General features: G+C 64.6%; 14 protein-coding genes. 7 read left to right on the plus strand and 7 right to left on the minus strand.

All coding sequences use genetic code 11. The features are described from left to right. Positions 1 to 5 precede the first annotated feature (5 nt). The 3 genes from ACFC25_RS02660 to ACFC25_RS02670 are packed head-to-tail and all read right to left on the minus strand — an operon-like array spanning position 6 to position 3,210. Entirely contained in the window at positions 6 to 923 is a 918-nt protein-coding gene (locus ACFC25_RS02660) for a carbohydrate ABC transporter permease (RefSeq protein WP_376043876.1), read from the minus strand. Further along, a complete protein-coding gene (locus ACFC25_RS02665; protein ID WP_337346027.1) occupies positions 920 to 1,873 on the minus strand; it encodes a sugar ABC transporter permease in 954 nt (317 codons plus the stop codon). The genes ACFC25_RS02660 and ACFC25_RS02665 overlap by 4 nt, the downstream gene beginning before the upstream one ends. Positions 1,874 to 1,920: 47 nt before the next feature. Further along, the gene (locus ACFC25_RS02670) at positions 1,921 to 3,210 is read right to left on the minus strand and encodes an ABC transporter substrate-binding protein (RefSeq protein ID WP_337346026.1); all 1,290 of its coding nucleotides are present in this window, start codon (positions 3,208 to 3,210) and stop codon (positions 1,921 to 1,923) included. A gap of 178 nt (positions 3,211 to 3,388) precedes the next feature. Here ACFC25_RS02670 and ACFC25_RS02675 point away from each other — a divergent pair, with 178 nt between their 5' ends. From ACFC25_RS02675 to ACFC25_RS02685, 3 genes are all read left to right on the plus strand, one after another. After that, positions 3,389 to 5,404 carry a beta-galactosidase gene (locus ACFC25_RS02675; RefSeq protein WP_376043877.1) on the plus strand — a complete coding sequence of 672 codons (2,016 nt, stop codon included), beginning with the start codon at positions 3,389 to 3,391 and terminating at the stop codon, positions 5,402 to 5,404. 66 nt (positions 5,405 to 5,470) lie between these two features. Continuing rightward, a complete protein-coding gene (locus tag ACFC25_RS02680) occupies positions 5,471 to 7,360 on the plus strand; it encodes a DUF222 domain-containing protein (protein ID WP_376043879.1) in 1,890 nt (629 codons plus the stop codon). 150 nt (positions 7,361 to 7,510) lie between these two features. Beyond that, positions 7,511 to 8,104, plus strand: a complete 594-nt coding sequence (locus ACFC25_RS02685) for a GNAT family N-acetyltransferase (protein WP_376043881.1) — start codon at positions 7,511 to 7,513, stop codon at positions 8,102 to 8,104. A gap of 49 nt (positions 8,105 to 8,153) precedes the next feature. Here ACFC25_RS02685 and ACFC25_RS02690 read toward each other — a convergent pair whose 3' ends face one another. The 3 genes from ACFC25_RS02690 to ACFC25_RS02700 all read right to left on the minus strand — a co-directional run bounded on the left by ACFC25_RS02690 (position 8,154) and on the right by ACFC25_RS02700 (position 11,694). Beyond that, on the minus strand, positions 8,154 to 9,515 hold the full coding sequence (locus ACFC25_RS02690; protein ID WP_376043882.1) for an ABC transporter substrate-binding protein: 1,362 nt from the start codon (positions 9,513 to 9,515) through the stop codon (positions 8,154 to 8,156). Positions 9,516 to 9,818: 303 nt separating this feature from the next. Further along, complete coding sequence (locus ACFC25_RS02695; protein WP_376043884.1) at positions 9,819 to 10,760, minus strand: carbohydrate ABC transporter permease; 942 nt, start codon at positions 10,758 to 10,760, stop codon at positions 9,819 to 9,821. Then, entirely contained in the window at positions 10,750 to 11,694 is a 945-nt protein-coding gene (locus tag ACFC25_RS02700) for a sugar ABC transporter permease (RefSeq protein WP_337346020.1), read from the minus strand. Before ACFC25_RS02700 ends, ACFC25_RS02695 begins: the two co-directional genes overlap by 11 nt. 369 nt (positions 11,695 to 12,063) lie before the next feature. Between ACFC25_RS02700 and ACFC25_RS02705 the strand changes: the two genes are divergently transcribed. The 4 genes from ACFC25_RS02705 to ACFC25_RS02720 are packed head-to-tail and all read left to right on the plus strand — an operon-like array spanning position 12,064 to position 17,852. Continuing rightward, positions 12,064 to 13,359 carry an ABC transporter substrate-binding protein gene (locus ACFC25_RS02705; protein WP_376043885.1) on the plus strand — a complete coding sequence of 432 codons (1,296 nt, stop codon included), beginning with the start codon at positions 12,064 to 12,066 and terminating at the stop codon, positions 13,357 to 13,359. Between the two features lie 46 nt (positions 13,360 to 13,405). Continuing rightward, positions 13,406 to 14,596, plus strand: a complete 1,191-nt coding sequence (locus ACFC25_RS02710) for an acetylxylan esterase (protein WP_376043886.1) — start codon at positions 13,406 to 13,408, stop codon at positions 14,594 to 14,596. Continuing rightward, the gene (locus ACFC25_RS02715) at positions 14,593 to 16,716 is read left to right on the plus strand and encodes a DUF6807 family protein (RefSeq protein WP_376043888.1); all 2,124 of its coding nucleotides are present in this window, start codon (positions 14,593 to 14,595) and stop codon (positions 16,714 to 16,716) included. The genes ACFC25_RS02710 and ACFC25_RS02715 overlap by 4 nt, the downstream gene beginning before the upstream one ends. Next, positions 16,713 to 17,852, plus strand: a complete 1,140-nt coding sequence (locus ACFC25_RS02720) for a M24 family metallopeptidase (RefSeq protein WP_376043889.1) — start codon at positions 16,713 to 16,715, stop codon at positions 17,850 to 17,852. The genes ACFC25_RS02715 and ACFC25_RS02720 overlap by 4 nt, the downstream gene beginning before the upstream one ends. Before the next feature lie 128 nt (positions 17,853 to 17,980). On the opposite strand, the gene ACFC25_RS02725 is transcribed toward ACFC25_RS02720, so the two are convergent. Beyond that, positions 17,981 to 19,432 (minus strand): aldehyde dehydrogenase (NADP(+)), encoded by a 1,452-nt coding sequence (locus tag ACFC25_RS02725; RefSeq protein ID WP_376043890.1) that lies wholly within the window; start codon positions 19,430 to 19,432, stop codon positions 17,981 to 17,983. Positions 19,433 to 19,482 lie beyond the last annotated feature (50 nt).

Consider the following 19,482-nt stretch of genomic DNA (forward strand, 5'->3'; position numbering starts at 1 on the left):
CTCTATCAGCCCTTGAGGCCTTGGGTGGAGACGCCTTCAACGATGTAGCGCTGGAACACCAGGAAGAAGATCAGTACGGGCAGCAGGGCCAGGACGGACATGGCGATCATCGCTCCGTAGTCCGAGGACTGGGTCTGGTCCACGAACAGGCGCAGGGCCAGGGGCAGCGGGTACTTTTCCGGGGTGTTCAGGTAGAGCAGGGGGCCGAGGAAGTCGTTCCAGCTCCAGATGAAGGAGAAGATCGAGGTGGAGATCAGCGCCGGCTTCATCAGCGGGAGCATGATGGAGGTGAAGATCCGCACGTGGCCTGCACCGTCGATGCGTGCCGCCTCGTCCAGTTCGGCCGGGAGGTTGCGCATGAACTGGACCATGAGGAAGACGAAGAACGCGTCGGCGGCGAGAAATTTGCCGATCAGCAGCGGAATGTAGGTGTCCACGAGGCCGAGCTGGTTGAAGATGATGTACTGCGGGATGATCACCACGTGGAAGGGCAGCAGGAGGGTGGCGATCATCATGCCGAAGAAGATGCTGCGGCCGGGGAACTTGATCCTCGCGAACGCGTACGCAGAGACGGACGCGGAGAGGATGGTGCCGACGACGGCGCCGATGGCCAGGATCAGGGAGTTGGTGAAGAACTGCAGGGTGGTCACCCCGCCGATTCCATCCATGGCCGTGATGAAGTTGTCGAAGCTGAAGTTGTTGGACCACAGCGAGGTGTTCGTTCCGCCGATTTCGGAATTCGGCTTGAAGGACGAGGCGATCATCCACAGGCCCGGGTAGAGGACTATTGCCGTGAGGGCGATGGCGACGATGTGGAAGGCCACGCTCTTGGCCCGTTTGGTCCCGACCGATTCGGCCTTGGGGTTGTAGTGCGGCGACTGCGCGTCCGGTGTGGACTGGGTGGGGGTTGCCATGGTTGTCATTTTGCGTCTCCGCTGTAGTGGACCCAGGACTTGGAGGTGCGGAAGATGATCAGGGTGATGATGCCGACGACAATCAGGAGCAGCCAGGCCATCGCCGAGGCGTAACCCATCCGGAAGTCGCTGAAGCCGCGCAGGTACAGGTAGAGGGTGTAGAAGAGGGTGGAGCCGGCGGGGCCGCCTTCACCGTTGGAAATGATGTAGGCCGAGCTGAAGATCTGGAACGCGTGGATGGTTTCCATCAGCAGGTTGAAGAAGACCACCGGGGAGAGCATGGGCCAGGTGATGTTGAAGAACTTCCGTACCGGGCCGGCACCGTCCATCGAGGCCGCTTCGTACAGGTCAGCCGGGATCTGCTTGAGGCCGGCGAGGAAGATCACCATCGGGGCACCGAACTGCCAGACGGTCAGCAGGATGAACATCGGCATGGTCATGGACGGGTTGCCCACCCAGCCGCCGAGGTTGATCCCGAAGAAGGACAGGCCCTGGTCCACCGGACCGGAATCACCGAACATCGCCTTCCAGACGATGGCGATGGAAACGGACGCGCCGATCAGGGACGGGGCGTAGAACGCGGACCGGTAGAAGCCCTGGCCCTTGCGCGCACTGTTCAACAGCATCGCCACGGCCAGCGCGGCGGCGAGCTTGAGCGGAGTACCGAAGACCACGTAGCCGACGGTCACGCCCACCGACTGCAGGAACCGCTCGTCCTGGAACATGGTGGTGTAGTTGTCCAGGCCGATCCACTTGGGCGGATCGAAGAGGTTGTAGTTGGTGAAGGACAGGTACAGCGAGGAAACCATCGGACCTATGGTCAGGACGATGAATCCCAGCAGCCAGGGCAGCAGGAAGGTGTAGCCGGCGCGGGCGTCCGCCCCCCGCTGCCGCGACTTGCGCGGCTGCGAGGGAGCGGACTGCGTCGAACGCCTGCTCAGGGTTGGGCTTTGAGTCACGAGTTCAATCCGTCAGTTGGGAACGCAAGGGCAGATAATAAAACTGCTCAGGCGTTCTGCTTGATGAGGTCTTCGGCTTCCTTGAACCACGCGTCCGCTGCGCCGTCCACGGTGACCTTGCCGTAGTTCAGCTCGGAGCTGATGCGCTTGAAGGAAGCTTCCAGCGTGCCGAAGCCGACGATGGGCGGCTCGGGGGCGTCCTTGAGGTACTTCTCGATGGACTTTTCGTAGTCAACAACCAGCTTGTCGGTGCCCTCAAAGGTGGTGCCGTCGCGCTGGGTCTTGGAGGCCGGAACGCCTCGGGAGGTCTTGAAGATCTGGCCAACCTCGGGGTCGTTGACCATGAAGTCGATGAACCGGGCAGCGGCGTCCTTGTACTTGGTCTTGGCGCTGGCGACCATCAGCATGGAGGGCTTCAGGAACAGGCCCAGGTTATCCGGATCGTCGGAGGGAACCGGTACGAGCTTGAGCTCCTTGGCGCCGCTGTCCGCGAGGTAGCCGGCCATGAAGTTATCCCAGGTGACCTCAGTGGCGGTGACGTTCGAGCCGAACGGGGACTTCGGAGCGAGCTGGGTGGTGCGTTCCTCGGAAACGATGGCGGGGGTGCCGCGAAGGTCGGCGGTGAGGTTCCACCATTTCTTCAGGTCATCCTTGGTGAAGCCAAGCTTGCCCTCATCGGTGAAGGCGGCGATGTCATTCTGGCGGAGCCAGATGTTGAACATCCACCAGACGGAGGTGTAATCGGTGCCGCCGAAGAGCGCGCCGTTGCCCTTGGATCCGACCTCGGCCAGGAACGCGTTGTATTCCTTGTAGGTCCAGGTGCCGTCCGGTTCGGCGATGCCGAGTGAGGCGAGCTTGGCGGGGTCGTAGTACACGGCAAAGGCGTTGGTGCTGGTGGGAATGCCGTAAGTCTTGCCACGGATCTGGCCCGAGGGCAGGAGCGACTTGTCGAAGGCGTCCGTGTTGATCTTGACCGTGCCGAGGTCCAGGAGCTGGTTACGCTGGCCGTAGTCCCGCATGTAGGACAGGTCCCACTGCATGACGTCGGGCAGGCCACCGCCGGCGGCTTCGGTTGCACGCTTCTGCCAGTATCCGGCGAAGTCGGTGAAGTTGCCGTTGACCTTGATGTCCTTGTTCTTTTCTTCGAACAGGGCAATGGCCTTACGGGTGCGCTCAGCACGGTCGTCGTTGCCCCACCAGGTGTAGTTGATGGTGACGGGGTTCTCCGCGGAGCCGGTTTCCCCGGCGGTTGTGGAGCCGGTACCGCAGGCCGCGAGTGCAGCGGCAGATGCGGTGCCGATGGCCACGGTGGTGAGGAAATGCCTTCTGTTGATCATGAGAGCCTCCTTGCTCGTTCCGTGTAAGCCCAAACCCATTTATCTACAACGCGAGCAGTGAGCTGGCTTACACACCTTCTGAAACGATACAATAGCCGGATTATTGGTAGCGGGCAAGCGTTTTCCAAACATCTCTTTTCATGTACGTTTTATTCCAAGCATCAGACAAAGGAGTCACATGACTTTGCAGGAACGATCAGGCCCGGCGAGTGTCTGGGACGCTGTCGAAGGGATCGCCTACGGCGGCGACTACAACCCTGAGCAGTGGCCCGCCAGTGTCCGGTTGGAAGACCTGGAGCTGATGAAGGAAGCCGGCGTCACCTTCCTCAGCGTTGGAATCTTCTCCTGGGCACTGCTGGAACCTGCCGAAGGCGAATACGACTTCGGCTGGCTGGACGAAGTCCTGGACAACCTCGCCGCCAACGGGATCAAGGTTGCCCTGGCAACGGCAACGGCCGCTCCCCCGGCCTGGCTGGTTCGCAAGCACCCCGAGATCCTGCCAGTCACGGCTGACGGGACCGTGCTGGGACCGGGCTCCCGGCGGCACTACTCGCCGTCGTCGGCCGTTTTCCGCCGTTATGCAACGGGTATCACCCGCATCATCGCCGAACGCTACAAGAACCATCCCGCCTTGGCGCTGTGGCACGTAGACAACGAACTTGGCTGCCACGTTTCCGAGTTCTACGGCCCGGAGGACGCCGCCGCGTTCCGCAGCTGGCTGGAACGCCGCTACGGCAGCATAGCTGCCCTCAACGCAGCTTGGGGAACGGCATTCTGGTCCCAGAACTACGGTTCCTTCGACGAAATCCTGCCGCCCGCCGTCGCCCCCTCCACCCTCAACCCGGGCCAGCAACTGGACTTCCAGCGCTTCAACTCGTGGGCGCTGATGGACTACTACCGCGAGCTGGTGGCGGTGCTTCGGGAAGTCACTCCCAACATTCCGGCCACCACCAACCTGATGGCCTCCAGCGCCACCAAGTCGATGGACTACTTCGAGTGGGCCAAGGACCTGGACGTCATCGCCAACGACCACTACCTCGTGGCCGCCGATCCCGAGCGCCAGATCGAACTCGCGTTCAGCGCGGACCTCACCCGAGGTATTGCCAGCGGCGACCCATGGATCCTGATGGAACATTCGACGTCGGCCGTCAACTGGCAGCCGCGCAACCAGCCCAAGATGCCCGGGGAAATGCTGCGCAACTCCCTGGCGCATGTGGCACGCGGGGCGGATGCCGTCATGTTCTTCCAATGGCGCCAAAGCTTTGCCGGGTCGGAAAAGTTCCACTCGGCCATGGTTCCGCACGGCGGCCGGGATACGCGGGTGTGGCGCGAAGTGGTGGAGCTGGGGTCTGCACTGAAGCGGCTCGCGCCAGTCCGGGGTTCCCGCGTGGAGTCCAAGGCTGCCATCGTTTTCGATTACGAGGCATGGTGGGCCAGCGAGATCGACTCCAAGCCAAGCCAGGACGTAAAGTACCTCGACGTCCTGCGCGCATTCCACCGTTCGCTGTTCCTGCGCGGGATCTCCGTGGACATCGTCCACCCCTCCGCCTCGCTGGAGGGGTACGACCTGGTCCTCGTCTGCACCCTGTACTCCGTCACCGACCACGCGGCCACCAACATCGCGGCTGCCGCTCACGCGGGCGCCACGGTTCTGGTGACCTACTTCAGCGGGATAGTTGACGAAAAGGACCACATCAGGCTGGGTGGCTACCCTGGCGCATTCCGTGACCTGCTGGGCATTCGTGTGGAGGAGTTCCATCCGCTGTTGGCGGACTCCCAACTGAAGTTGAGCGACGGCGGTGTCTCGTCCGTGTGGAGCGAGCACCTTCACCTGGCCGGGGCGGAAGCGCTTCAGACGTTCACCGATTACCCCCTTGAGGGTGTGCCCTCGCTGACCCGGCATGCTGTAGGGTCCGGGGCTGCGTGGTACCTGGCCACATTCCCCGACCATGACGGTATCGAGTCAGTGGTGGACAGGCTGCTGGCTGAATCCGGAGTTGCGCCTCTAACGCAGGCAGATTCCGGGGTGGAACTCACGCGCCGCCGCGCCGCAGACGGCAGCTCCTTCCTCTTCGCCATCAACCACTCGCGCTCTTCCGCCTCTGTCCGGGCCGCCGGAACGGACCTGCTCAGCGGAGACCGATTTGGCGGCACGATTGAGGGCGGTGGCGTGGCGGTGATCGCGGAGGACTAAGGCCCTTCTTTTCGTTGGCGGTCTAGGAACAGCAAGATTGTCGTACCCCTTTGGCAGGGTATTCCTATGGAAGTTCTTAGGGTTCAGCGGGTGGGGCACGGCGGCGCAGCCGCCCTGCTCACCCGCGCTGACACGCCTGTTGGGGGCGCTTCCAGGGGCAGGGCGTTCGACGGCGGCGTCAGGGCTGCCCGGTCCGACAAGCAGTTCGTTCCAACCTCGGAGGTAGCTGCTTCGTGCCTGCCCAGCCCGGCCGGGCCGCCGGATGCTTCGGTGCTTGCGGAGGCCATCGCCGTCGTGAAAGCTGCCGCGGCGGCCGGGCCGGGCTTCCTGGCAATGGCGGGCTACGCGGAAGCCGCCGAGTACGCCAGCCAAGTCGAGGACCTCTCCCGGTCGGTGGAGTACCTGCAGGTCCTGGGTGCAGGCGCAGTGGACCGCACCCGCACTCAGGCCATCGCCGACGCAGCAACCGCACGGACCCGGAACGGCGGTTCCTGGATCACCGGGTGGGATAACGGCACCGAAACGCTTGATGAGACCGACGCTTCCTGGCCTCATGGCACGGCCGATCCCGCCACCTTTGGCCGCGCCGGCTTCACCGCACAGTCTGTTCCGCCTGTTCCGGTGTCGCCGGCCGATGACGGTTGCAAGAACACCGCCGAGTTCCTGCGTGCCCGGCTCCGGGTCAGCGTCTCCGAAGCCCACCGCCGGATCAGTCTCGCCGCCGCGGTGCTGCCCCGGACCGGGATCACCGGAGATACCCAGCCCGCCGAACGCCCCGAACTCGCTACCGCCGTCGCAGCAGGGACCGTCGCGTCCCGCCCCGCAACCATCATTACCCTGGCACTGGACCGCGTCCGGCACCACGCCTCCGCGGACACCACCACCCGGATGGAACACGCCCTAACCCGCACCGCCGCAGAAAACGACACCGACTTCCTCACCCGAATCGCCCGCCGCTGGACCGAGGCGATCGACCAGGACGGCACCGAACCCACCGAACACGAACTCCGCCACCGGCAGGGCGCCTTCCTCCGCCAGGCCCGCCGCGGACTGCACCATGTGGAAATCTTCGCCACCCCCGACCAATACGAACACCTCATCACCGTCATGAACACCGCCACCAACCCCCGCACCCAGGCAGGCAATCCCCACACCACCACCGGTACCGGCGGCAGCGACGCCACCAGCACCCCAGACAGCGGGGCCGGCAGCACCACGGACGAGGGGGACAACGGGGATACCGGTGCCGCCCCTCAATCCGACCTGGACCGGCGCACTCGGCCACAACAACTTCTCGACGGCCTCGTCGGCGCCTGCAAGGCAGCACTGGCCACCGGCACCCTCCCCGCAACCGGCGGACTCCGCCCCCAAGTTATGGTCACCATCGATTACCGCGACCTCCTGGACCGCCTTGAACACGCCACCACCCAAGGACCCCGCTACCGCCCTCAACCAACCAACCCCACCCTGAAGCACCACAACACTCGCGAAACCGGCAGGGTCCCCCGCACCGGGACCCCGGATCACGGCAGCATTCCCGGCACCGGATCGTTCGCGTTCACGGGCCCCGCCGCCCCCGCCACGGTCCGCAAAATCGCCTGCGACGCCGACATCATCCCCGTCCTGCTCGGCAGCGAAGGACGCATCCTGGACATCGGCCGCACCACCCGGATCTTCCCGCCGCACATCCGCAAAGCCATCACCGCCCGCGATCACGGCTGCGCATTCCCCGGCTGCAACGTCCCTGCGCCCTGGTGCGAAGCCCACCACATCACCTACTGGTCACACGGCGGATCCACCAGCACCGACAACGGCACCCTGCTCTGCACCCATCACCACCACCTCGTCCACAAAGAACAGTGGCAAATCCAGGTTAAAGCCGGCATCCCCTGGTTCATCCCCCCACCCCACATCGACCCCCACCAAAAACCCCAACGCAACCACCACCAAACATAGGCAGCCCAGGTCCAACGCAGATCAAGGCTGCCCGGTAAGGCTGTACCCGCAGTCGAGCCGCCAAGTCGACGTAACGCCCGGCAAGCTGATTCCGCACGCCAAGGAAATCCGGAGCCTCCCAGAAGAGGCCATCTGGGCAATACTGGACAGGTGATCAGGGAGGCCAAGCCAGAAGACATCTCCGGTATCCGTGACATTGAGATCGCCGCCGGAGTACTCTTTCGCGGGCTCGGGATGGACGCCATAGCGGACGACACCCCACCGTCTCAGAGCGATCTGGCGCCCTACCTGCGCGATGGCAGGGCTTGGGTGGCCACAGACCCGGCCGACAATCCCATCGCGTACATCCTCGTAGACGTTATTGACAGCAGGGCCCACATCGAACAGGTCAGCGTCCACCCTGCGCACAGCCGCAAAGGCCTCGGCAGCGCCCTCATCGACCATGTGGAACGCTGGGCCGCCGCACGCAGCCTCCAGGGAATGACGTTGACAACTTTCAGCGACGTCCCATGGAACGCGCCCTACTATGAGCGCCTTGGCTTCAGGACCCTGCCCGAAGAAGCCTGGTCCGACGGTCTAAGGGAGATCGTGCGGGAGGAAGTCCGGCATGGGTTGGGCGCGTGGCCGCGCGTAGTGATGGAAAAAAGGTCGACTATGCGAAACAGCTCCGTCCCGGCAGGGATCCAGTGGTTCCTGCCGGGACGGAGCTGCCACCCGCCGTCGGACGTTCTTAGAGGATGCTAAGGACTTCCGGAGCCTTTACAGCGGTGTGCGGACTAGACGGGTGTGCGCTTTAGCTACTGATTGCCGACTTCATTTCGTCGTGGGCTTTCTTGCCGGCCTCATCCGTTGAGAGCCTGTTGAAGAGGACCTCTGAGGTGTACCGCTTGATGATCTCCTGGATTGCACCGGCGCCCTTCGGCGGCGCGGCAGGAGCCTCACCGAGCTCGCCCTTGATCTGGTCGATGAACTTGACCACCTTGATGTCAGCGGGAGTCAGCTTCGATTCAATGGCATCGCGGACGTCTGTGTTGGGGTACACGCCACGGTCAGCCAAGAGAGCTTCTCCGGCTTTCTCATTGTTGGCCAGGAAGTCAATGAATTTGGCCGTTTCCTCAGGGTGCTTGGTCCGGGAGGAAGCGGACCAGAACTGGGATGCCTTGTACCAGAGCTGTGTGTCGGCAGCCTTCCCGGTCTTGGAGGGGAACCGCAGGATCTGGAGGTCACTTCCAGCCGCTTTCTCGAGTGCCGGCAACTGGTTGGACCACCAGAAGGCCAGCCCGTTCTTGCCGGTGGCCAGGCCGCTCTGGTCCAGCGGCGCGGCTTCGGCTTCCACAACTTCCGACGCCGACGGAACGGCCTTCTTCTCGCTAAGCTCCTTCAGGAACTCCCACCACTGGGCAATATCGGCCGGCTCGAAACCCAGCTTGCCGTCGGAGGTGTAGAGGGATTTGTCGTTCTGGCGCAACCAGACGCCCAAGGATGCCTCGTCCGTGCCGTAGGCGGCAGAGCCGTACGTGCCCTTCGGGGACTTCTCGGTGATCTCGGCGGAGATGCGGCCGAAGTCTTCCCAGGTCCAGGTCGTGTCATCCGGAAGCGGCACGCCGGCGGCCTGGAACACGGCCGGGTTGGCGATGATCGTGGCCGCGTTGATGCCTGCAGCAATCCCGGTCAGGCCATCCTCGCTCTTGCCCGCATTCAGGGCGGCCTCGTCCAGCTTCGACGTGTCGATCTGGTACTTGGAGAGATCCAGCAGGGCGCCGCGGCTGGAGTACTCCGTGATGTACTTTTCGTCCATCTGGATGATGTCCGGAGCGTCGTTGGCGGCTACCTGGGTGGCCAACTTGTCCCAGTAGCCGCTCCAGTCGCCGTACTCGGGCTTGATCTTGATCTTGGGGTTCTCGGCCTCGAAGGCAGCGATTGCCGCCTGCGTCAGCTGGGCGCGCTTGTCGCTGCCCCACCAGGAAAAGCGCAGTTCCACGGTGCCGTCGGCACTCTGTGGAGCGGCTCCCCCGCCGCAGGCGCTCAGGGCAAGAACGGCGGCGGCTGCAGCAGCCACCACGCCTGTCTTGCGGAACCTGCGGTGTGCGCCGTTGGAGGGTGTCTCTGCCGAATGGTTCCGGGCAGCAGACTCAGAACGGGGAAAAAGCGGCACTGGATACTCCGATCTTCTTTGATCATGTTGCTGGGGATGTGAAAACGAGGAAACGTTTTCTTAAGTCTGATACTACAAGTTGGATACTTGTATTACAAGAGGTTTCCCGGAAGCTGTTCGCGGCCTCTCCTAAGAGGAAAGCGCGACGTCGAATGTTCCGTAGGCAGGGACGCGCGGCTGCCTGCCTAAGCCCCAACCCCTAACAGCCGACGGCCCGTCCCTTGGCGGGACGGGCCGTCGGTTCGAGTCGGTTTCGAGTCGGTTTCGAGCGACGGGCTCGTAGGAGGCAGCCGCCGGTGAGGGCTATTTGATGCCGGTAGTGGCGATGCCCTTGATCAGGAACCGCTGGCCGAAGAGGAAGACCAGGAAGACCGGCAGCAGGGACACGATGGACATGGCGAACAGCGAGCCCCAACTGGTGGCGGACTGCGAATCCACAAAGGCGCGCAGGGCCACCGGAACAGTGAACATGTCAGGGTCCGTGAGGTAGATCAGGGCGCCAAAGAAGTCGTTCCAGGTCCAGATGAACGTAAAAATAGTGGTCGTGGCCAGTGCCGGCACCATCAGCGGCAGGATGACGCGCAGGAAGATGCGGGGGTGGCCTGCACCATCGATGCGTGCGGCCTCGTCCAGGTCCTTTGGAATACCGCGGATGAACTGGACCATCAGGAAGACAAAGAACGCCTCGGTGGCCAGCAATTTCGGGACGATCAACGGCCAGAAGGTGTTCACCCACCCGATCTGGGAGAAGAGGATGTACTGCGGCACGATGACCACGTGGAACGGAAGCATGATGGTCAGCAGCATGATGCCGAAGAAGAGCTTCTTGCCGTTGAACTGCAGCCGGGCGAAAGCGTACGCGGCCATCGAGCAGGAGATCAGGTTGCCCAGGATGGAGCCAATGACCACGATCGCGGAGTTGATCATGTAGTGCCCGAAGGGGTGGGTCAGGGCTGACCAGCCGTCGGTGTAGTTGCTCATCTCCAGGCTGTTGAGCCAGAGTCCCGGTTCGCGGAAGATCAGCTCGTTGGCCCGGAGGGAAGAGACCACCATCCACAGCAGCGGGTAGATCATCAGGGCCCCGGCGAGGATCAGGATGGCATGCTTGCCCAGGGCTTTGGTCCGCTGTTTCCGGCTGAAGGCCAGGGTCCCGCGGGATTCCCGGGGTTTACGGTGATTCGTAGGCTTGCCGGCGCCGGAAGTCTTCCTGTCCGGGGCGGGCAGCGTCTGCAGCTTAGTCGTCATAGAAAACCCAATACTTGGAAGCGATGAAGTTGATGGCGGTGAACACACCGATGATGACCAGCAGGAACCAGGCCATGGCCGAGGCGTAGCCCATGTCGAACTGGCCGAAGCCCTTTTGGTAGAGGTACAGGGTGAAGAACATCGTGGAGTCGGAAGGTCCGCCGTTTCCGCCCGAGACGATGAACGCCTGGGTGAACGACTGGAACGAACCGATGATCTGCAGGACCAGGTTGAAGAAGAGGATCGGGCTCAGCATTGGCATCGTGATCTTCCAGAACTGCTGAAGAGTGCTGGCGCCGTCCACCTTCGCGGCCTCGTAGTACATCACCGGGATCTGTCGCAGACCGGCCAGGAAGATGATCATCGGGGCGCCGAACGTCCAGACGTGCAGCAGGATGATGGAGCCCAGCGCCGTGCTGGGGTCTGAAATCCAGCCGGGGCCCTGGATGCCGAACATCGCCAGGACCTGGTTGACCAGGCCGGTGGTGCCGAAGATCTGCTTCCAGAGGATAGCGACAGCCACCGAGCCGCCCAGGAGGGACGGCAGGTAGAACACGGAGCGGTAGAACGGCAGGCCGCGCAGGCCCTTGTCCAGGACCAGCGCGATCAGGAGCGCCACGGCCAATTGGAGCGGAACGCCGACCAGGACGTAGGTGAATGTCACGCCAAGTGAGTTGTGCAGCCGGGCGTCCGAGAACATCCGGGTGAAATTATCCAGGCCCACCCATTCCGGCGGCTGGAGGAGGTTGTAGTCCGTGAAGGACAGGTACAAGGACATCAGCATCGGGCCGATGGTGATGGCAACCAGGCCCACCAGCCACGGCAGCAGGAAGATGTAGGCGGCCTTATTGTCCCGGCCGTTGGCCTTCTTCTCTTCGGCAGTGGCCTTGCCCTTACGCCGGGAAATCGAGCTCAGTTCACTGATGGCGCTCATTGCGGCGACTCCATTTCACGCAGCAGGACCGCCGGTGCCGGCAAGCCTGCCGGCCGGGGCGTCCTGGAGATGTGTTTATCGGCCATGTGGTCTCCTTTGGTCATCGTGGCCCTCCACGTCTGGGGTGTGATCGCCGGGGCGATCGGGATGCGTCCCGCCTCCGGTGGCGGACTTCGGGTGCTGCGCGGAGCGGCTGAGGCTGTTTCCGCGGTCCGGTTCTGCCGCCGCCGGACGGGACGTGTAAAAAGCGGCTCCGTACCAAAGTAAACGGTTTCTTGACTCCTGTATAGCCCTTTGTTAGCTTTTGAGAAAGCGTTTTCTGTTACCAGGATCACTCTATCCACACTTCGACACCCGAGGGGCACAACAATGCGGTTTGGTCTCCATAAGTCTTTACTGGGCATCGCCGGAACGACGGCGGCACTCGCGTTGGTCCTCACCGGCTGCGGGGGCAACCCTGAAGCCGGAAAAGTGGGCACCGTGGAAGATCCGGTCACCATCCGGTTCGCCTGGTGGGGGAACGACTCCCGCGCCAAGACCACCCTGGAAGTCATCAAGGACTTCGAAGCCGCCAACCCCACCATCAAGGTCCAGGGCGAAAACACCGAGTTCAGCTCGTACTGGGACAAGATGGCCACGCAGATCGCTGGCGGCACCACCCCCGATGTCTTCGCCATGAGCGGTTCCTATCCCAGCGAGTACTCCAGCCGCGGCGTCCTGCTGGACTTGGACAAAGTCAAGGACCAGTTGGACACCTCCAAGTTCGCCGAGGGCACTGTGGACCTGGGGAAGATCGACGGCACGCAGTACACCATCACCGCCGGGGTGAACTCGATGTCGATGGTCATCGATCCCGTGGTCTTCGAAAAAGCCGGCGTGGAACTCCCGGATGACGAGACCTGGACCTGGGACGACTTTGCGGATATCGCCGCGGAAATCACCAAGAAATCGCCGGCGGGAACTTTCGGCACCACCCCCATGGCCAACGATTCGTTCCTGGCAGTGTGGGCACGCCAGAACGGCGAAGACCTCTACACCGAGGACGGCAAGAAGATGGGCATCAGCGAGGACACGCTGACCAGGTGGTTCGAGCTGAACAAGAACCTGATGGAAACCGGCGGGGCGCCGTCGGCCTCCCAGACGGTGGAAGACGGATCCGCACAGCCTGAACTGACCCTGATGGGCCAGGGCAAGCAGGCTATGAAGATCTCCTGGAGCAACCAGATGACCTCCTACTCGGGCTCGCCCCTGGTCATGATGAAGATGCCCGGTGAAAGCAAGGAACCGGGCGCCTGGCTGCGCTCGTCCATGGAGTACGCCATCTCGTCCAAGTCGGCCCACCCCAAGGAAGCGGCATTGTTCATCAACTACCTGGTGAACAACATGGATGCAGCCAAGAAGATCAAGAGTGACCGCGGCATGCCCGCCAACACCGAGCTGAAGGCCGGCATCACCCCGCTCCTGAAGGATTCCCAGCAGAAGGAAGCCGCCTACCTGGATCGGATCGCTGAGTTGAACATTGCAGCGCCGAAGCCGTTCCCCGCAGGGTCATCCGCAACGCTCGAAGTTTTGAACCGATTCAATACGGATGTACTCTTCGGTAAGGTTTCCCCGCGGGACGCCGCCAAGGGCATGATTTCCGAGGTCAACCAGAACCTCGGCTGACCGCCGCCGACGCCCACCAGTCCCCTATCGAACAACAGGCAGGCCAGTGACTACACCAGAGGAGCCCACGCGGCCCAGCGCCATTGGGGGCTATGAGGACTGGCCCGGCTATGTCCGGCACCAGCCCCGCCACCAGGCCGCCACCCCGGAAGCCCAGGAGCTCGCGGATGCCCTGGGCGTCCCCGCCGCCGCCCCTCCGGCCGATGTCACCGTCCACTGGGAGGAAACGTACGACGGCGTCACCACCTCCCAGCTCAGCTGGCAGTTGGGCTTCGGCCCCCGCAGTACGGGCTGGCTCGTGCGCCCGGACGGGGCTTCCGGTGCCCTGCCGGGTGTGCTCGCCCTGCATTGCCACGGCGGAAACAAGTTCGGCGGAGCGGACCGGCTGGTGGAACTTCCGCAGTCCCATCCTGCCGCCGCGGCGGCGCGGGCGGGCCACTACGACGGCCAGGCACTGGCTACGGAGGTGGCCCGCGCCGGCTTTGCCGTGCTGGCCCATGACACGTTTGCGTGGGGCAGCCGCCGGTTCGACCTCTCCGTACCGCCGTGGCGAACGGCCGCAGCGCTGGACGCGAGGAAGTCGCTATGGCGGGAGGACGGCGTCGTACCAACCGATGCGGACCTGTACAACGCCGCCGCGGGCATCCATGAAGACACCGTGGCCAAGGCCGCTGGCCTGCTGGGCACCAGCCTGGCAGGAATGGTTGCCCATGACGACCTCGCGGCACTGGACATCCTTGCCTCCCTGCCGGGGGTGAATCCGGAGCGGCTGGGCTGCATTGGCTTCTCCGGCGGCGGCGGCCGGTCGCTCGCGCTGGCTGCGCTGAGCCCGCGGATCAAGAACTACGTGGTGACCTGCATGATGGCCACGTTCGAGTCACTCCTGCCCGCCTACCTGGACGCCCACTCCTGGCTGCTCCAGACGCCGGGGCTCTGGAAACTGGGCGACTGGCCGGAACTCACCGCAAGATCCGAAGCGGAGGGTTTCCTGGTGCAGTTTGCCCTGACGGACCAGCTTTTCCCCGAAAGCGGCATGCGCGAGGCCCACCTAATACTGGAGTCACTGCACCCGCCCGGCGCCTACACAGGAAGTTTCTGGCCAGGCGGTCACGTCTTCACCGCCGGGATGCAGAATGAAGCCATCAGGTACTTAGCCAGAACTCTAGGCGCCGAAAGCCCCGCCACCCAGCACCATCTAACCCTTTCCACTCCCATCGGCACCGAGGACCATCGATGACTCAACAATCCGCCTTCGCGGCACCTGGCACCACAACGCCGCACTCCGCCGCGAAACCCGGCACCGACTCAGCTCCAACTGACCGTCCGCGGATAGCCCTGGTGGGCGTCCATGGCTTTGGTGAGCGGCACCTGGCCAACCTGGCCCGGCTGGAGGCGGCCGGCGCCGTCGAACTGGTGGCGGTGGCTGATCCTCATCCGCCGCAGGAGGGGACACTGGGGGCTTCCGTGGCGGTCTTCACTACCCTGGAGCAGTTGCTGGCGTCGGGAACGGCCCCGGATGTGGTCATCCTGGCCACCCCGATCCAGACCCACGCTCCACTGGCGTTGACTGCACTGGCGGCAGGCGCGGACGTATACGTGGAAAAGCCCCCCGTCGCTTCCATGGCGCAATTCCAGGAGGTTTTGGATGCGGCCAATGCGTCGGGAAAGCTGGTCCAAGTGGGCTTCCAGAGCCTGGGGTCCCTGGCCCTGCCCGCGATCCGCGAGTCGATCGCTTCCGGCGAGATCGGGGATGTCCTCGGTCTGAGCGCCCAGGGCATGTGGCTGCGGACCAAGGGCTACTTCCAGCGGTCCCGCTGGGCCGGGAAACGCAGCCTCGATGGCACCGACGTTGTGGACGGCGTGGCCACGAACGCCCTGGCGCATGCCGTAGCTACCGGGCTACATCTGGCCGGTGCGCATACCGTTGCCGACGTCGCCTCAGTGGAGACTGACCTTTACCGGGCCAATGACACCCAGAGCGACGACACCTCCGTGATCCGCGTCCGCACCGCGGCCGGGCAGACCCTGCTGTGCGGCCTAACGCTCTGCGCCCCGGAGCAGCAGAACCCTTCCGTGACGGTCCACGGCACTCAGGGGGACATCATGTTCTTCTACACGGAGGACGAAGTAGTCACCACCACGGCAGCCGGCGAGCGCCGCGAGACCTTCGGGCGGACCGACCTGCTGGAGAACCTGCTCGATGCCCGCAGCACCGGCGCTCCCCTGCTGTGCAGTCTGCCGGACACAGGTGCTTTCACGTCCGTGCTGGAAGCCATCCGCACGGCTCCCGACCCGCAGGAGATTCCCGCCGCGCACCTCACCTGGGAAGGCGCCGGCGACGACGCACACCCCGTAGTAAACGGCATCCCTGAACTCATCGAGCGCGCGGCCAAGGCCCAGGCGACGTTCGCCGAACTCGGCGTCCCCTGGGCCCGCAGTGTGCCTCCGGTGCAGACCTTCGACCTCGCCGGTGGGCCTGTGGCCGAGTACCAGGACGGCAGCCACATCCGCGCCGTTTCCTCGCCCCGCCCCTACCTCCACCCGGTCCGCACCCTCAGCGGGACCGTCGTCACCGATCATCAGCCGCTGGACCATGTGTGGCACCTGGGTGTGGGCGTGGCTTTGCAGGACGTGGACGGCGTCAACTTCTGGGGCGGCCGTACCTACACCCGGGCAGCCGGCGAATACGTCTGGCGGCCGGACCATGGCACCATCGTCCGCACGGACCAGACGCAAGGCGGAACCGCCGTCGAACAGTCCCCGGCGGGCGGCCGGCTGGCCGAATCCCTGTCCTGGAACGGGCCCGACGGCGCTCCCGTCCTGACCGAGCAGCGCACCTGGACGTGGGCCTTGGCAGGCTCCTCCGCCTGGCGGCTCAGCCTCGACTTTGCGCTCTCCCCCGCGGGCGATAACCCGGTGAGCCTGGGCAGCCCCGGCTCCAACGGCCGCCACCAGGGCGGCTACGGCGGGTTCTTCTGGCGCCTTCCGGAATGCTCCGGGGCAGCGGTCTGGACGCCATCGGGCACCGGTGAGGCCGCCGTGCACGGAAGCGTCACGCCGTGGCTCGCCTGGTCCGGCAGGTTCAGTTCGGAAACTGACGACGGCGGCACGCTGGCCGAACCTGCGGGCGGCGGTACCGCCACTCTCGTGTTCGTCGCCGCGGCGGATTCCACGGATCCGTGGTTCGTCCGGGTGGACGGCTACCCGGGTGTTGGCCAGTCACTGGCCTGGGACGCCCCGGTGATTGCCCAGCCTGGCACGCCGGTGCGCCGCAGCGTCACCGTGTTCATCGCCGACGGAATTTTGGGCACGGAAGACATTGAGACATTGATCAAAACGCAGGGGGACAATTCATGAGCCAGACCACCGCCACACCCGCGCCACACCATTCGCCGCCCGCCGGCAAACGGACAGCACCCGCCTCCACAGCCGACCGCGAGGTCAAACGGCGGCGCGTGCTGGATATCCTCGACGCGAAGGGCCAGGACTCGCTCCTGCTGACCACCCACACCGCGCTGACCTGGTACCTCGATGGCAGCCGCGTGCATATCAGCCTGGCGGGAGATCCCATCGCCGCCCTGCTGGTGGACCGCTCAGGCGACCACCTGGTCACGTTCAACAATGAGGCCGGACGCATAGCTGCCGAGGAACTCCCGGCGGGAGTTTCCCTACACACCGTCCCCTGGTACGGGAACCTGCACGAGGCCGCTGCCGCCGTCGGACGTTCTGCTGGCAGCAGCGCGGGCACTCCGCTCGCCGAGGCAGCGGTGGCTACCGAGCTAAGGGCTGCCCGGCAGCAGCTGCTCCCCGGCGAGAGCGCCCGCTACGCCCACCTCAGCGCGGAACTGGCGGGCATCACGACTGACGTGCTGTCCACCGCCCGGCCGGAAACCACTGAATTCGAGCTCGCGTCCGCCCTCGCCGGCCGTGTGGTGGCCGCCGGCGCGGAGCCGCTGGTCCTCTTGTGCAACGGCAGTTCGCGAAGCGATTTCCGCCACCCGCTGGCTACCCACGCGCCGCTTGGCCGCCGGGCCATGGCAGTGGTGTGCGCACGACGGGATGGCTTGGTTGCCAACATCACCCGCTGGGTAAGGTTCGACGGCGGCACGCCCGCGGAGCTCGACGCCGAGTCCCGGATCGCCGCCGTTGAGGCGGACATCTTTGACGCGACCGTCCCCGGCACCCGGCTTGACCGCATCTTCGGAGAGATTAAGGCCTCGTACGTCCGCCACGGCTTCGGCTCGGAGCAGTGGGAGCAGCACCACCAGGGCGGACCGGCCGGCTATGCCGGGCGGGACCCGCGCGTCACCGCTGCCGCCACCGACGCCGTGGTGCTCAACCAGCCGTTCACCTGGAACCCGTCAGGGCCCGGTGTGAAGATCGAGGATACGGTCCAGCTCACCGAGTCGGGGATGAAGGTCCTGACCGTTGATGACCGCTGGCCCACCACCACCGTCAACGGGCTCAAGCGCCCCCTCACGCTGCAGCCCTAGCCAAAACGCTCTCTCACATAGAACTGCTCCCTGGAAGTCGGAACTGAATTTCTCAGTCCAACTTCCGGGGAGCAGTTCACTACGGAGAGAGCGTTTCGTTTAAACCGACGTTATCTGCGAGAGCGTTGTTACGGAAGAACCAGCTCACCGTCCACGCGGCGCGGAATTCCCAGCGGGTTGCTTTCGCGGAGCGCCGGGTGCAGGACCGTTTCCGGAGCATCCTGGTAGGCCACGGGCCGCTGGAAACGACGGACCGCCGTCGCGCCTACCGAGGTGAACAGCGATGTGGTGGCGGGGTACGGGCCGCCGTGCTGCTGGGCCCAGTTCACTGCTACCCCGGTGGGCCAGCCGTCGAAAAGGACACGGCCAGCGAGGCCGGACAGCTGCTCCACGAATTCTGCGACATCCTCACCCGGCTGGGCGTGGACCGTGGCGGTCAGGCTGCCGGGAACCTTGGCCAGGACAGCGGATAGCTCTTCCTGGCTCGCGTATTCGATCAGCAGCGTGGTGGGGCCGAAGCATTCCTCCAGCAGTTCGTCCGGGCGCTCCAGGACGTTGGCGGCGGAGGTGGAGAAGACCACTGGTGCGGCGCCGTCGCGGGTGGCGTCCTGGTCTGCTGTGCCGCTGACGATGGTCACGTCGGGCAGCGAGGCCACGCTGCGCAGGCCATCCGGGTAGGCGTCGGAGATGCGGGTGGTGAGCATGGCCGCCGTCGGCTTGTCCTTGCTGGCCTCTGCGAGTTCTGCGGCGAAGCCCGAACCCGACGGAATGAACACCAGGCCCGGCTTGGTGCAGAATTGGCCGGCACCCATGGTGAACGAGGATGCGAGGCCCGCCGCGAGCTGGCTGGAGCGCTCGGCCAGCGCCGCAGCGGTGATGACCACCGGGTTCAGGCTGCCAAGCTCGCCGTAGAAGGGGATGGGATCGGGCCTGGAGACGGCGAGGTCAAAGAGCGCCCGGCCACCCGGGATGGAGCCCGTGAAGCCCACCGCCTTGATGGCGGGATCCTGCACCAGCGCGGTGCCCACCTCTCGGCCGCTGACCAGGGCGAACAGGCCATCCGGGGCACCGGCGGAACGCAGGGCTTCCGTGACCACCTCGGCCGTCCGCTCGGAAAGCTTCAGGTGCCCCGAGTGGGCCTTGACGATGACCGGGCAACCCACGGCCAGGGCGGAAGCGGTGTCGCCGCCGGCAACGGAGAACGCGAACGGAAAGTTGGAGGCTGAGAAGACGGCCACCGGACCGATGGGGCGCAGGATTCGGCGCAGGTCCGGCTTGGGCGGGGTGGCGGACGGGTCCGCATGGTCAATGATCGCCTCAAGATAGGAGCCTTCGGTGATCACGCGGGCGAAAAGCCGAAGTTGTCCGGACGTGCGGGCCACCTCGCCGGTGAGCCGGACCGTGCCGAGCCGGGTCTCCGAGTCGGCGATCTCCACCAGTTCGGCCACGTTGGCGTCAACCGCGTCGGCGACGGCGTTGAGCCAGCCTGCCCGCTCCTTGTCCGTCGCCGCAGCGGCGACAGAGGCTGCCCGGGCGGCGGCAGCGGTGAGTTCGGAAAGTGAAAGGGTTGCAGTAGTCACTGGGGTACCTGTATTTCGTCGGGAAGTGTCGTATCGGCGGTCATAGGATC

The organism is Pseudarthrobacter sp. NPDC055928 (genome assembly GCF_042270935.1).
Classification (GTDB): Bacteria; Actinomycetota; Actinomycetes; order Actinomycetales; family Micrococcaceae; genus Arthrobacter.

What these genes read in the sequence shown, in the direction of transcription:
- ACFC25_RS02660 (WP_376043876.1), bottom strand. Translation starts at nt 923, where the DNA reads ATGACAACCATGGCAACCCCCACCCAGTCCACACCGGACGCGCAGTCG.
- ACFC25_RS02670 (WP_337346026.1), bottom strand. Translation starts at nt 3,210, where the DNA reads ATGATCAACAGAAGGCATTTCCTCACCACCGTGGCCATCGGCACCGCA.
- ACFC25_RS02675 (WP_376043877.1), top strand. Translation starts at nt 3,389, where the DNA reads ATGACTTTGCAGGAACGATCAGGCCCGGCGAGTGTCTGGGACGCTGTC.
- ACFC25_RS02680 (WP_376043879.1), top strand. Translation starts at nt 5,471, where the DNA reads ATGGAAGTTCTTAGGGTTCAGCGGGTGGGGCACGGCGGCGCAGCCGCC.
- ACFC25_RS02695 (WP_376043884.1), bottom strand. Translation starts at nt 10,760, where the DNA reads ATGACGACTAAGCTGCAGACGCTGCCCGCCCCGGACAGGAAGACTTCC.
- ACFC25_RS02700 (WP_337346020.1), bottom strand. Translation starts at nt 11,694, where the DNA reads ATGAGCGCCATCAGTGAACTGAGCTCGATTTCCCGGCGTAAGGGCAAG.
- ACFC25_RS02705 (WP_376043885.1), top strand. Translation starts at nt 12,064, where the DNA reads ATGCGGTTTGGTCTCCATAAGTCTTTACTGGGCATCGCCGGAACGACG.
- ACFC25_RS02715 (WP_376043888.1), top strand. Translation starts at nt 14,593, where the DNA reads ATGACTCAACAATCCGCCTTCGCGGCACCTGGCACCACAACGCCGCAC.
- ACFC25_RS02720 (WP_376043889.1), top strand. Translation starts at nt 16,713, where the DNA reads ATGAGCCAGACCACCGCCACACCCGCGCCACACCATTCGCCGCCCGCC.